11 protein-coding genes are annotated in these 13,713 nt (G+C 57.7%); 9 read left to right on the top strand and 2 right to left on the bottom strand.

The window, feature by feature from the left end:
* The first annotated feature begins 244 nt into the window (after nucleotides 1-244).
* From H8Z83_RS16350 to purB, 3 genes are all read left to right on the top strand, one after another.
* Nucleotides 245-1,693 carry a pyruvate carboxylase subunit B gene (locus H8Z83_RS16350; protein ID WP_187016054.1) on the top strand — a complete coding sequence of 483 codons (1,449 nt, stop codon included), beginning with the start codon at nucleotides 245-247 and terminating at the stop codon, nucleotides 1,691-1,693.
* Between the two features lie 260 nt (nucleotides 1,694-1,953).
* Nucleotides 1,954-3,228: an adenylosuccinate synthase gene (locus tag H8Z83_RS16345; protein ID WP_187016053.1), complete on the top strand. Its 1,275-nt coding sequence runs from the start codon at nucleotides 1,954-1,956 to the stop codon at nucleotides 3,226-3,228.
* Nucleotides 3,229-3,295: 67 nt separating this feature from the next.
* Nucleotides 3,296-4,714 carry an adenylosuccinate lyase gene (purB, locus tag H8Z83_RS16340; protein WP_187016052.1) on the top strand — a complete coding sequence of 473 codons (1,419 nt, stop codon included), beginning with the start codon at nucleotides 3,296-3,298 and terminating at the stop codon, nucleotides 4,712-4,714.
* 240 nt (nucleotides 4,715-4,954) lie between these two features.
* On the opposite strand, the gene H8Z83_RS16335 is transcribed toward purB, so the two are convergent.
* A complete protein-coding gene (locus H8Z83_RS16335) occupies nucleotides 4,955-6,130 on the bottom strand; it encodes a M20 metallopeptidase family protein (RefSeq protein WP_187016051.1) in 1,176 nt (391 codons plus the stop codon).
* A gap of 78 nt (nucleotides 6,131-6,208) precedes the next feature.
* A complete protein-coding gene (gene tnpA / locus H8Z83_RS16330) occupies nucleotides 6,209-6,544 on the bottom strand; it encodes an IS200/IS605 family transposase (protein ID WP_366464490.1) in 336 nt (111 codons plus the stop codon).
* Between the two features lie 54 nt (nucleotides 6,545-6,598).
* On the opposite strand from tnpA, the gene H8Z83_RS16325 reads away from it, so the two are divergent.
* The 6 genes from H8Z83_RS16325 to H8Z83_RS16300 all read left to right on the top strand — a co-directional run bounded on the left by H8Z83_RS16325 (nucleotide 6,599) and on the right by H8Z83_RS16300 (nucleotide 13,663).
* Nucleotides 6,599-7,738 carry an RNA-guided endonuclease TnpB family protein gene (locus H8Z83_RS16325; protein ID WP_187016050.1) on the top strand — a complete coding sequence of 380 codons (1,140 nt, stop codon included), beginning with the start codon at nucleotides 6,599-6,601 and terminating at the stop codon, nucleotides 7,736-7,738.
* A gap of 306 nt (nucleotides 7,739-8,044) precedes the next feature.
* Nucleotides 8,045-9,823 (top strand): adenine deaminase, encoded by a 1,779-nt coding sequence (locus H8Z83_RS16320; RefSeq protein WP_187016049.1) that lies wholly within the window; start codon nucleotides 8,045-8,047, stop codon nucleotides 9,821-9,823.
* Complete coding sequence (locus tag H8Z83_RS16315) at nucleotides 9,813-10,643, top strand: ABC transporter permease (RefSeq protein ID WP_187016048.1); 831 nt, start codon at nucleotides 9,813-9,815, stop codon at nucleotides 10,641-10,643. The genes H8Z83_RS16320 and H8Z83_RS16315 overlap by 11 nt, the downstream gene beginning before the upstream one ends.
* A gap of 1 nt (nucleotide 10,644) precedes the next feature.
* Nucleotides 10,645-11,439, top strand: a complete 795-nt coding sequence (locus H8Z83_RS16310) for an ABC transporter permease (RefSeq protein ID WP_187016047.1) — start codon at nucleotides 10,645-10,647, stop codon at nucleotides 11,437-11,439.
* Nucleotides 11,440-11,458: 19 nt separating this feature from the next.
* A complete protein-coding gene (locus H8Z83_RS16305; RefSeq protein ID WP_187016046.1) occupies nucleotides 11,459-12,526 on the top strand; it encodes an ABC transporter ATP-binding protein in 1,068 nt (355 codons plus the stop codon).
* Between the two features lie 21 nt (nucleotides 12,527-12,547).
* Nucleotides 12,548-13,663, top strand: a complete 1,116-nt coding sequence (locus tag H8Z83_RS16300) for an extracellular solute-binding protein (RefSeq protein ID WP_187016045.1) — start codon at nucleotides 12,548-12,550, stop codon at nucleotides 13,661-13,663.
* Nucleotides 13,664-13,713: the final 50 nt, after the last annotated feature.

Genomic DNA, 13,713 nt, shown 5'->3' with positions numbered 1-13,713 from the left:
CTTTTTGACAAAGTCCAATTTAACGGACAGGACTGCTTCATTTGGGGAAGAAGAACTACCGGAATCTTTACCATTAAAACGATAAACGGGAAAATGATAAAGGACGGTATCTCTTTCAAAAAATTAAAACTCGTAGAAAAATCCACGAGTTATTTAATTGCTTAATTTTAATACACGAAAGGAGGGAACGGCAATTCCTCACCGCCCAATGCTTCACATTGGACGGTGTACCCTTGCCGCAACAATGGAATTTTTATCGAACAAGCCCCTGCTCATTACGGATACCATCCTCCGGGACGCTCACCAGTCTCAGGCGGCCACCCGTATGACCACGGCGGATATGCTCCCCGCGCTGGAAATGCTGGACTCCATCGGCTACTACTCTCTGGAGTGCTGGGGCGGCGCCACCTTCGACGCCTGTATGCGTTTCCTGAACGAGGATCCGTGGGAGCGGCTGCGGACCATCCGCCAGCACGTGAAGCACACGAAGCTGCAAATGCTGTTCCGTGGCCAGAACATCTTAGGCTACAAGCACTATGCCGACGACGTGGTGGACGCCTTCTGCCGCAAGTCCATTGAAAACGGCATCGACATCATCCGCATTTTCGACGCGCTGAATGACGTGCGGAATCTGGAACAGGCCATCAAGTCCACCCGGAAGTATGGCGGCGAGGTGGAGGCCACCATGAGCTACACCGTCTCCCCCATCCACAACGAGGACTACTTCGTGGAGCTGGCCAAGACGCTGGAGGAAATGGGCGCCAGCGCCATCTGCGTCAAGGACATGGCCAACCTCCTGCTGCCCATGGACGCCTACTCCCTCATCAAGCGGCTGAAGGAGACGGTCTCCATCCCCATCCACCTCCACACCCACAACACCACCGGCACCGGCGACATGGTGAACCTCATGGCCGCCATGGCCGGCGTGGACATCGTGGACACCGCCCTCTCCCCCCTTGCCAACGGCACCTCCCAGCCCGCCACGGAGTCTCTGGTGGCCACGCTGCGGGGCACCGTCCGGGACACCGGGCTGGATCAGTCCAAGCTCAGCGACGCGGCTGCCCACTTCCGCAAGGTAGCGGCCCGTCTGCAAAACGAGGGGATCCTGGATCCCAAGGTGCTGCGGGTGGACACCAACACCCTACTCTATCAAGTCCCCGGCGGGATGCTGTCCAACCTGATCTCCCAGCTGAAGCAGGCCGGGAAGGAGGACAAGTACTACGACGTGCTGGCAGAGATCCCCCGCGTCCGCAAGGACTTCGGCTATCCCCCGCTGGTGACCCCCACCAGCCAGATCGTGGGCACGCAAGCGGTGATGAACGTCATCGTGGGCAAGTACAAGACCTTCCCCAAGGAGTCCAAGGGACTGCTGCGGGGCGAGTACGGCGCACTGCCCGGTCAGGTGAACCCGGAGGTCCGGGCGCTGGCTGGCATCGATCCGGAAGAGGTCATCACCTGCCGTCCGGCGGACAACATCGCCCCGGAGCTGGAAACCTATAAAGAGCAGTTCAAGGACATCGCCAAGTCTGAGGAGGACGTGCTGTCTCTGGCCCTGTTCCCCCAGGTGGCCCCCAAGTTCCTGGCCTGGCGGGACGGCCCTCACGAGGCCCCGGCCCAGCCTGCCGAAGCACCCAAGGCCCCTCCCGCCGACCCCAACGCCGTCCGGGAGCTGTTCGTGGAGTACAAATTTTAATCTTTCCCCGCCGCCCCGGACCTTTTAAAAAGGTCCGGGACGTTTTTCCGGCTCTCCGAGACGCGGAGGGCCGGTTTGTTTTTCACAGAAAAACGTCCTGCCCTGCAGCTGTTTTTTATCCGGGTGCATCAGCGCTTCTTATAGTAAATATTTGATTTTCATTCTTTTCTTGTAAAAAAAACCATTCTATAATAACCCGGTCAAAAAAAGCAATCGTATGCCGTGCGGAGCTTCCGCACGTAATTTGGGAGGCAATTCAAATGGCAAACTGCGCAATCGTAGGGATCAACTGGGGCGACGAAGGCAAGGGCCGCATGGTGGATTATCTCACCAACCACTTTGACGTGGTGGTGCGGTATCAAGGCGGCGGCAACGCCGGACATACCGTGGTGAATGACAGGGGCACCTTCGCCCTCCACCTGCTGCCCTCCGGCATTTTCCGGGAGGGTGTGGTGAACATTCTGGGCAACGGCGTGGCGCTGGACTGTGAAAACCTGCTGGCGGAGATGAACACCCTCCGGGCCGCCGGGGTGTCCATTACCCCGGAAAATCTGAAGATCAGCGACCGGGCCTCCCTCCTGCTGCCCTGGCACCGGGATCTGGACGGTCTGGAGGAAGCCCGGCTGGCTGACAAGAAGTACGGCTCCACCAAGCAGGGCATCGCCCCCTTCTATTCCGACAAGTACCAGAAAAAGACGGTGATGGCCGGAGAGCTGCTCCACCCCCAGCATTTGAAGGAGCATCTGGCGGATCTGCTGGAATGGAAGAATCTGACCCTCCAGAAGGTCTACGGCGCCAAGGGCTACACGCTGGACGAGCTGTTAGCTTGGGTAGACAAGTACTGTGAAGCAGTTAAGCCTTACATTACAAACACCACCGCGTTCCTGCGGGACGCCCAGAAAGCGGGCAAATCCATCCTCTTTGAGGCCCAGCTGGGCGCCCTCCGGGACCTGGACTACGGCATTTATCCCTATACCACCTCCTCCAACGCTGTGGCGGCCTATGCGCCGGTCGGCTCCGGTCTGCCCACCGCCAAGCTGGACGATGTGGTCGGCGTGGTAAAGGCCTATTCCTCCTGCGTGGGCGAAGGCCCCTTTGTGTGCGAATGGTTCGGGGAGGACGCCCAGAAGCTCCGGGATGCCGGCGCGGAATACGGCGCCAAGACCGGACGGCCCCGCCGGGTAGGCCCCATTGACCTGGTAGCCACCCGTTACGGCGTGGAGATTCAGGGGGCTACCACCATCGCCCTCACCAAGCTGGACATTCTCAGCTATATGGACAAGATTCCCGTCTGCGCCCATTATGAGCTGGACGGCCAGCAGACCGACGAATTCCCCTTCCCCGTCTGCCTTCAGGACGCAAAGCCCGTCATCGAGTACGTGGACGGCTGGAAGTGCGACATCTCCAAGGTCCGCAGCTGGGACGAGCTGCCGGAAAACGCCCGGAACTACGTGGAGTATGTGGAGCGGGCCATCGGCTGTCACATCGGCTATGTATCCGTGGGCGCGGAGCGGGACAGCCTCATCATCCGCTGACCCATCAAATCTGGACAGAACGTCCCGCTTCCTGTAAACTATTGGAAAAACGCTGGAAGGAGCCTTTATGAGCAAGGATATTTACGAATCCCCCCTGTCCTCCCGCTACGCCTCCCCTTATATGCTGCACCTGTTCTCTCCGGATATGCGGTTTCAGACCTGGCGGCGGCTATGGGTGGAGCTGGCCCGGGCGGAGCACGAGCTGGGCCTGCCCATCACCGCAGAGCAGGTGGCGGAACTGGAAGCCCACGTCACCGACATCGACTACGCTGCCGCAGAGCAGCGGGAAAAGGAAGTCCGCCATGACGTGATGGCCCATGTCTACGCCTACGGTCTGGCGGCCCCCTCCGCGGCGGGGATCATCCATTTGGGCGCTACCAGCTGCTATGTGACGGACAACGCCGACCTGATCCTCTACCGGGACGGTCTGCGGTATCTGCGTGGGCAGATCTTATCCGTTCTGGTGAATCTGGCGGCCTTTGCCCGGCAGTACGCTGCCACGCCCACTCTGGGCTACACCCACTATCAGCCCGCCCAGCCGGTGACGGTGGGCAAGCGGGCCGCATTGTGGATGCAGGACTTCCGCTCCGATCTGGAAGAACTGGATCACGTGCTGGCCACCCTGCGCTTCTTAGGCTGCCGGGGAACTACCGGCACCGAGGCCAGCTTCATGGATCTCTTTGAGGGCGACGGGGCGAAAATCGACGAGATGAACCGCCGGATCGCCGCCGCCTTCGGCTTTGAGCGCTGCTTCTCCGTCTGCGGCCAGACCTATCCCCGGAAAACCGACAGCCGGATTCTGAATGTGCTGTCCTCCATCGCCCAGAGCGCCTACCGCATGGCCAACGACCTCCGGCTCCTGCAGCATGACCGTCAGGTGGAAGAGCCTTTTGAGAAGAATCAGATCGGCTCCAGCGCCATGGCCTACAAACGGAACCCCATGCGTTCCGAGCGGATCTGCTCCCTCAGCCGCTATCTGATGGCCGACGCCGCCAACGCCCCCATGACCGCCTCCGTTCAGTGGCTGGAACGGACGCTGGACGACTCCGCCAACCGCCGCATTTCCCTGCCGGAGGGCTTCCTCTGCGCCGATGCGGTGCTGCGGCTGTGCCAGAACGTCACCAACGGGCTGCACGTCAACGAGAAGATCGTGGACCGGGCCATCCGGGAATATCTGCCCTTCCTGGCCACGGAAAACATCATGATGGAGGCGGTGAAGCGGGGCGGCGACCGACAGGAGCTGCATGAGAAGATCCGCCAGCACTCCATGGCCGCCACCGCACGGATGAAGGAGGGCGAACCCTGCGATCTGCTGGACCGTCTGGCCGCAGACCCGGCCTTCAGCATGACCCGTGCGGAGCTGGACGCCGTGATGGAGCCGTCCCTGTACATCGGCCGCTGCAAGGAGCAGGTGGAACGCCTGCTGGCGGAGTACGCCCCCCTGCTGACGGACGCTCAGACCGCCGACGGCGCCATCAGCCTGTAAATACTGAGGTATCAAGCTTCATGCATGAGTACCGCACCGCGAAAATGCGCAAATGTCAGTGCACGAAGTTGTTGTGCACCATTTCCGGTTGCCCCACAGGGGTGAGAAAATGGCACATTTCTGATTTTGCATAGCAAAAAACGGCGTTCCTATTCTTCCAGCTCGGAAGTTAGGAACGCCGCTTTTGGTTCGGTCTATATTTCGTTTTTCGCTGTGCCTGTCAAGGCCTCACGCTTTGATTCAGCTGATCGACAAACGGCTGCGGACCAACTGATAGAGATACTCCACGCCGTATTTCAGCGCATCCTCATCCATCAGGTAGCGGCAGTTGTGATGGGGGAAGGTAATACCCTTTTCCTCACTGCGGGCTCCCAGCTCCACAAAAAAGCCAGGGCAGTTTTCCTGCAGAGCGGAGAAATCCTCACCGGGCATCAGGGGATCGATCTCCAGCACAGCGCTTTCGCCGAAATGCTCCTCAATGACCTTGCGGCTGGAAGCCGTCAGGGCCTTGTCATTCATTACGGAGGCATAGCCCAAGGTGAACTTGAAATCGCAGTCCGCGCCGTGGGCCGCGCAGATGCCGCGGGCAAGCTCCTCCATCAGCTTGGGGAGCCGCTCCCGGGTCTCCTTGCTGAAGGTTCGGGTGGAACCGGTGATGGCCACCTCACCGGGGATGATATTATACGCCTCTCCGGCATGGATCATGCACACGGACACCACGGCAGGCTCCACCGCCTGGATACGCCGGGAAACCAGGGTCTGCAAGGCTCCCACGATCTCACCGGCGATGACGATGGGGTCCACGCAGGTCTCCGGGAACGCGGAGTGACCGCCCTTGCCGATGACCCGGATATCGAAACGGTCCGTGGCGCTGGTGAGGGCCCCGGGCCGGACACCGAAGGTGCCCGTAGGGAAGTTTGAGCTCAGGTGCATGCCGTACAGTTCGTCCACGCCCTCCATCACGCCGGCCTTCAGCATTTCCACCGCGCCGCCGGGAGGCAGCTCCTCCGCATGCTGGAACAGGAACCGCACCTCGCCCCTGAGGCTGGTCCGCTCCGCCGCAAGCAGCTTAGCTGCCGCAAGCTGCATGGCCGCATGGCCATCGTGGCCGCAGGCATGCATGACACCGGGCACTGTGGAGGCATAGGGCAGCCCAGTCTCCTCCTGAATGGGAAGCGCATCAATATCCGCTCGCAGGGCCAGTACCGGACCAGGCTGGACCCCTTTCAGCACCGCTACCACGCCTGTTTTGGTGGGAAATTCCAATGTCAGACCTGGGATCTTTTTCAGTTCCTCCGTCAGGTAAGCCGTTGTATGGACCTCCTGAAAGGAGAGCTCCGGATTCTGATGCATGTGGCGCCGCCAGGCGATTATATCAGGCTCAAGCGCCAGGACCTCTTCTGAAATCATATTCATAAAAAATACCTCCAACATAGTTTGGGCGGAAACCCAATGCCTTTAGGCGGTGGGAGGAGCCCTGTTCGTAAAGACGCATCATCCTTGGTTTTCGATATACTTTTGGATAATTGCCGAGGAGACTTCCCCGATACTACAGGCAAAGTATCCATCGGACCAGAATATCCTTTTCTTCCAATAGTGTTTGGCCAGGAAAGGCCCGAATCTTTGCCAAAGATGATGTGTCGTTTCTTGTTTTACTGTCTTGACAATGTTACAGACGGAATCTGTCGTGTCGTATCCGAGGAGAATATGCACATGGTCTTTGTCTGTTTCCATCGCCACGATTTCGTAGTGATGAGCATCAGCGATGCTTTGAATCTTTTGTTTTATGGCATCAATCCATAAGTCACCTCGATGCGCCTTGATGTCCACTATCTATAATTGTATAATAGTATTAGTGAAATAACAAAGGAAGGAGGATTGACTATGGCGCAAATGTCCATCACGGCAAAAATCCAAGTAGTGGCATCTGATGAAGATAAGGCGTTACTTGATGAAACGATGTCTATCTATCGTGAAGCGTGCAACTATGTCTCGGATTATGTGTTTCGCACACACGATTTAAAACAGTTTTCGCTCAACAAAGCTCTGTATCCTACGTTGCGCGCAGAATTCGGACTAAAATCTCAAATGACTCAGTCTGTATTCAAGACGGTCATTGCCAGATATAAGACCATCCTTGAGAATCAGAAAGAGTGGATCAAACCGTCGTTCAAGAAACCTCAGTATGACCTCGTCTGGAACAGAGATTACTCTCTGACGCAAGACCGCTTTTCCATAAACACGCTCGGCGGAAGAGTGAAACTGCCTTATTTCGCGGAAGGGATGTCGAAATACTTCGACCGCTCTATCTACCGGTTCGGCACCGCCAAGCTGGTGAACAAGCATGGCAAGTACTTCCTACATATCCCTGTGACCCATGATGTAGAAGAGAGTAATCTCTCCGATATCTGTAATGTTGTAGGCATCGACCGAGGCATCAACTTCGTCGTTGCAACTTACGATAGCAAGCACAAGTCCGGGTTTGTGAGAGGTCGGTCCATCAAGCAGAAAAGAGCCCACTATTCAGCACTTAGAAAAGAACTCCAGATGCGGCATACCCCGTCTTCAAGACGTAGACTCAAAAGCATCGGTCAACGAGAAAACCGTTGGATGCAGGATGTCAACCATTGTGTATCAAAGGCACTCGTTGTAAATAACCCCGCGCACACTCTCTTCGTTCTGGAAGATTTGTCCGGTATTCATCATGCCACGGAACGTGTCAAAACGAAGCACCGCTATGTTTCTGTATCGTGGGCTTTCTATGACCTCGAACAAAAGCTCATCTACAAGGCGAAACAGAACCAATCTTCCGTAATCAAGGTCGACCCTCGGTATACCAGCCAGTGCTGTCCCGTCTGTGGACACACAGAACAGGCAAATCGCAACAAGAAGATACATCTGTTTACCTGTAAGAACTGCGGCTACAAGTCGAACGATGACCGTATCGGCGCAATGAATCTGTATCGCATGGGAATCAACTATCTATATGATAGCCAAGTACCTGATACAGTTGCGGCAGAGTAAACTTTGCCGCAAAGGGTGCTGTCAACCACCCTACGATGTAACGCCACTTGAGACAGCAATGTCTCTTGGGGTTAAAGGTCGGAGGAGCTATCCGCTACTACGACTGGGCAGTTACAAGCCCATGGCCTTTTGGCCGTGGATTGTTGACTACTCCTATTCTCAAGGGGTGTTTCGATCGTTCAACTTGTATGAAACAACCGCAATTCCCGTTTAAAATTATGGTATGGTATGACCTTGACTTTTTTCCCTAGAAAGATATCATTAAAATGTCTTATTTTTGACATACGAAACGGAGGGGACACCGCTATGCTGAAAGATATCACCGAAGCTATGCTGGGCAGACGCCCCTTTGACCTGGTAATCCGCAATGTGCAGATCGTCAATGTGTTCAGCGCCTCTATTGTAAGCGGATCTATCGGCATTGTCAACGGTCATATCGCCGGGGTTTTTGGCCCGGAAGAAGCGCTGGACAGCCGCCGGAGCATTGATGGCGGCAACGCTTATGCCCTGCCTGGCTTCGTGGATTCTCACATGCATCTGGAGAGCAGCATGCTGACGCCGGAGCATTTTGCTCAGGTGGCCCTATCCTGCGGCACAACCACGGTATGCGCCGACCCCCATGAAATTGCCAATGTCCTTGGCATTGAGGGCGTCCGGGGTCTGGCAGATGCCTGCCGGTCCCTGCCCCTGCGGGTGCTGCTGACCGCCCCCTCCACCATTCCCTCCGCTCCCGGTCTGGAGGATTCCGGTTTTGATGTTGGCCCCGCTGAGATGGAGGCCCTGCTGGATATTCCCGGCGTGGCTGGATTGGGCGAGGTCATGGATTTCAACGCCGTCGCCGCCGGGGATGAGCGGATGCTCTCCGTCATTGAAGCTGCCGCCAACCACGGCGTTTTTCTGGATGGCCATGTCTCCGCCCTCACCGGCCGCCGCTTGCAGACTTTCCGGGCCATGGGCATCGACAGCGACCACACCGTTCCCTCTGCTGAAAAGCTCCGGGAGGAGCTGGCTCTGGGCTTCACGGTGCAGGTACAGGAATGCATGCTGAACCGGGAAATCGTCCAGGCCATGAATGATGCACCGGTGCAGGACCGCATCTGCCTGGTGACGGACGATGTTCCCCTGCCCCGGCTCATGCGGCAGGGCCATCTGAACTTCGTGGTGGAGCGGGCCATCGAGCTGGGGCTGGACCCCATCCGGGCCATCCGGTACGCCACCATCAACCCCGCCGTTCGCCTGCGGCTGTACCGCACTGGCGGCATCGCCCCTGGCATGGAGGCTGATATACAGCTGGTGCAGGATCTGCGTCATCCCAGACCGGAGCTGGTGCTCCGGGCCGGAGAGATCGTCTGGGACCATGGCAGCTATCTGCCCCATACCGCTCCTTACCAAATTCCAGACCACCTGCAGGGCTCCGTTCATCTCCGTCCCGTGACGGAAGAGGATTTTGCCGTCACGGTGCCGGTACGCCCCGGCTTCTCCGGCGGCACCGCCGTGGTGAATCTGATCGGCCAGGATGGCGTCTCCATCCGCACCCAGCGGGTCCGGAAGGCCCTGCCCCTGTCCGCTGAAAGAGACGGCTTTGCCTGTCTGAAAACAGCTCCTTACTTAAAAATGGCAGTATTCAACCGCTACGGCCGGGATCAGCACGGCATCGGCCTGCTGACCGGCATGGACGGTGTCACCGGTGCCGCCGCACTGACCTACGGCCACGACTGCCACAACCTGACGGTCTATGGCGGTAATGACGCTGATATGGCTCTGGCGGCCAACACCCTCCGGGAATCCCAGGGTGGGCTCTGCACCGTGGAAAACGGCAAGGTACTGACCCTCATCCCGCTGCCTCTGGCGGGGCTGATGTGTGATCTGCCTCCGGAGGTACTGCTGGAGCAGATGGAGCAGCTCCTGTCGGACTGCCGCCGCATGGGCTTCAACCATCAAAATTTGCTGACGTTCTTCACCCTTATGCCGCTGGCGGTTTCGCCGGAGCTGAAATGCACGGACCGGGGTCTGGTGGATGCGCTGCACAAGCGGCTTCTGCCTTTGATTGACGAGATAAAGGAGATAAGTTCGGATGGAACGTAAACACCGTGCACTGCTGCTGGCACTGCCCACCGTATTGACCCTGCTGTTTTTCTTCGTGGCACCGATGGTCTACATTCTGGTCCACACCCTGCATGAAAACGGCTTTTCCGATTTTGTGGATTTCTTCGGAGATCCCTTTTACCGCAACATCCTCTGGGTCACCCTCCGGGTGTCCCTGGTGTCCACCGCCATCTCTCTGGTGCTGGGCTATCCTACGGCCTTCTACATGGCCCGGACCAAGTCCCGTATGAAGCAGGTCATGATGATCGTGATCCTGTTTCCCTTTTTGGTCAGCGCCGTGGTCCGTTCCTACGGCTGGATGGTCATTCTGGGCACCAACGGCCTTTTGAACCAGCTGCTCCAGTCCTTGGGGCTCATCTCCACCCCTCTGAAAATCCTGAACACGGAGACGGCGGTCATCATCGGTATGATCCACCTGCTGGTGCCCTATATGGTCCTCTCTCTGGTGGGTGTGCTCCAGAGCATTGACCCTAACGTGGAGTACGCGGCCTACAGCTTGGGCGCCTCTCCTCTGCAGACCTTTTCCAAGGTGGTATTCCCCCTGAGCCTGCCGGGCATTATCTCCGGCTGCGTTCTGGTGTTCACTATGAGCATGACCTCTTACGTGACGCCCAAACTGCTGGGTGGCTCCAAGTTCCGGATGATGGCCACCATGGTGGTCCAGGAGATCAATGTGAATTTTGACTGGGGTGCGGCCTCCGCCATCAGCTATATTCTGCTGGCAGTGATCCTGCTGGTGCAGATCGCGGTGGTGCTGTGCACCTCCGGATATATGAAACGTATGGGAGGAGGAAAGTGATATGCGCGAAAAAGATGTGAATCTGCCCTGCCGGATCTTTGCCATTCTGGTGATGCTGTTCCTGCTGGCGCCTCTGGTGGTGATCGTCATCGCCTCCTTCACGCCCACAGCCCTCATCACCTTCCCGCCCCAGGGCTTCTCCCTGAAATGGTACGCCAATATTTTCGGTTCCTCCACCCACTTTATGGATGGTCTGGTGAACAGCCTGAAAATCGGTATTCTGGCCACAGCGGCGGATATTCTGCTGGGCGTCACGGCGGCCCTATCCGTCTGCCGGTACAGCTTTAAGGGCAAGGACGCTCTGCTGAACTACTACACCTCTCCCATGTATGTGCCCAGTGTGGCCTTCGCCTTTGTCCTGCTGCAGGTCTACAGCCAGATCGGCGGTGTCCCCGGTATGCTGCGCATTTTCATCGGCCATCTCATTATCATTCTGCCCTACATCGTGCGGAACACGGTGTCTGTACTCCATGTGTTCAACTGGACGCTGGAGGATGCGGCTACCTCCATGGGAGCCACCCCTATTCAGGTGTTCTTCAAGATCACCATTCCCTTGGCCCGGCCCGGCATCATGGCCGGTGCGCTGCTGGCTTTTTTGTATTCCTTTGACGAGGTGGCCCTGAGCAGCCTGCTCTCCACCCCGAGGTTCATCACCCTGCCCATCCGCATCATGAACTATATGGAGCTGACCTTCGACCCCACTCTGGCCGCCATCTCCACACTGCTGATCTTGGCATCTCTGGTTCTGATCGTACTGATGGAGAAGTTTGTAGGGTTGGACATGTTTGTTAAGTGAGAACGGAAAGGTGTAAACTATGGCTACTTTGGAATTACAGGGACTGACCAAGCGATTCGGCGAGTTCACTGCGGTGGATTCCATGAACCTGAAGGCTGCCGAAGGCGAGATGATCGCCCTGCTGGGCGGCAGCGGCTGCGGCAAGACCACCACACTGCGCATGATCGCCGGCTTTACTGAACCCACCGCCGGACAGATCCTGGTGGACGGCAAAAACGTTTCCACTATCCCCCCCTACCGCCGCAATATCGGCATTTTCTTCCAGAATTACGCGCTGTTCCCCCACATGACGGTTTTTGAAAACGTGGCCTTTGGTCTGAAGCTCCAGAAGCTGCCCAAAAACGAGATCCGTGAGCGGGTGGAGCACATGCTCGCTCTGGTAAAGCTTACCGGCATGGACAAGCGTTATCCCCGGCAGCTCTCCGGCGGTCAGCAGCAGCGGGTGGCCCTGGCCCGGGCTCTGGTGACCCGTCCCTCCATTCTGCTGCTGGATGAGCCCCTCTCCAACCTGGACGCCAAGCTCCGGGTAGAGATGCAGGTGGAGATCAAGCGCATCCAGAAGGAGCTGGGCATCACCACCATCATCGTGACCCACGATCATGAGGAGGCCGTCTCCTTGGCAGACCGGGTCATCGTCATGAATGCCGGCCACATTTTGCAGATCGGCAAGCCCCAGGAGGTCTTTGACAGGCCCGCCTCTCCCTTTATTGCAGACTTTATGGGCTTTTCCACCTTTCTTCACGGCATCGCCGCCGGAGCAGAGGGAGATATGCGCCTGATCCGCTGCGGTGCTCACACGCTCCAGGTCCCGGCAGAGGCCGCCCAGGAGCTGACTGAGGGGGATGCCTGCATTCTGGCCATCCGCTCCGAAAACATCCGGACTGCGGAGCAGGAAGGTGTCAATACTGTCCGGGGCACCGTCAAAAGTGCCACCTACAAGGGTCATACCACCCGGCTGGAGGTCTCCGGCTGTTTTGAGGAAATGGTATATCCCGCTATCCACGAATATGCGGACGTGCAGGAGGGCAGTGAAGTTCTGCTTCACTTCCCCGCCCAGCATTTCTGTGTATATAAAGACATCAAATAAAATCTGGAGGATGTAAACAAAATGAAAAGCAAGCGCATTTTTACACTGATGCTGGCTCTGGTCATGACCCTGAGCCTGGCCGCCTGCGGCGGCAGCAAGCAGGAGGAAGCTCCCGCCGATAACGCCGGAAACGGCGAAGCAGCTGGCGATACTCAGGATTTCGGCGGCGCCGAGCTGGTCGTTGCTACCTGGGGCTGGGCCGAGGCCGGTCTCAAGACCTTGGCCGCCGACTTTGAGTCCAAGTACAACTGCACCATCGTGGTGGACCCCACCAGCGGCAACGGCGACCGTCTCAACAAGCTGATGGCTGAGCAGAACGATCCCACCGCCGATGTGGCCCTGCTGACCAAGAGCTTTGCCCAGACCGGCAATGAGGCAGGCCTGTTTGAAAAGATCGACACCAACATCGTCACCAGCATCGGCGATCTGTATGACATCGCTGTCAACGCCGACGGCTACGGCCCCTGCTACTCCCTGTGCCGCTACGGCATCATGTACAATGCCGACGCTCTGGAGAAGGCCGGTCTGCCCGCCCCCACCTCCTACGAGGGTCTGTTTGATGACCAGTATGCGCACATGGTGGCTCTGCCCGACATGACCTCCACCGCCGGCCCCTACATGCTGGTGGCTATGGCCGAGGCCATGGGCGGCAGCCAGGAGGATGTGACCCCCGCCATGGAGCTGATGCAGGAGAAGAAGGACAACATCGATCTGTGGTATTCCACCTCTTCCGACGTTGTCAACGCCTTCACCACCGGTGAGGCCAACATCGCCGTGTTCATGGACATCAATATGCCCAGCCTGACCGACAGCGGCCTGAACATGGTCTGGGTGGACGCCGCCGAGGGTTCCTTCTCCGCTCCCGCTACCGCCAACGTGGTGAAGAACTGCAAGAACCCTGAGCTGGCCCAGCTGTTTGTGGAATACCTCATCAGCAAGGACACCCAGGACAAGATCGCTGAGGTCATGAACGAGGCCCCCGTGAACAAGAACGCCACCATGGACGATTCTCTGAAGACCTATCTGGCCTTCGGCGACGAATCCATGAACGCCCTGAAGGAATTTGACGAGGCCTACATCACCGCCAACAAGGAAGCCTGGATCGATACCTTCCAGCGCACTGTTGCCGTTCAGTAATCCCCACGCATCTGCAGAAACGGAGGAGACGCCCCGGCGTTTCCTCCGTT

This window comes from Dysosmobacter segnis (genome assembly GCF_014297285.1).
Classification (GTDB): domain Bacteria; phylum Bacillota; class Clostridia; order Oscillospirales; family Oscillospiraceae; genus Oscillibacter; species Oscillibacter segnis.
Note: the sequence above shows the minus strand (reverse complement) of the source record. Positions and strands in the feature narration are given on the sequence as shown.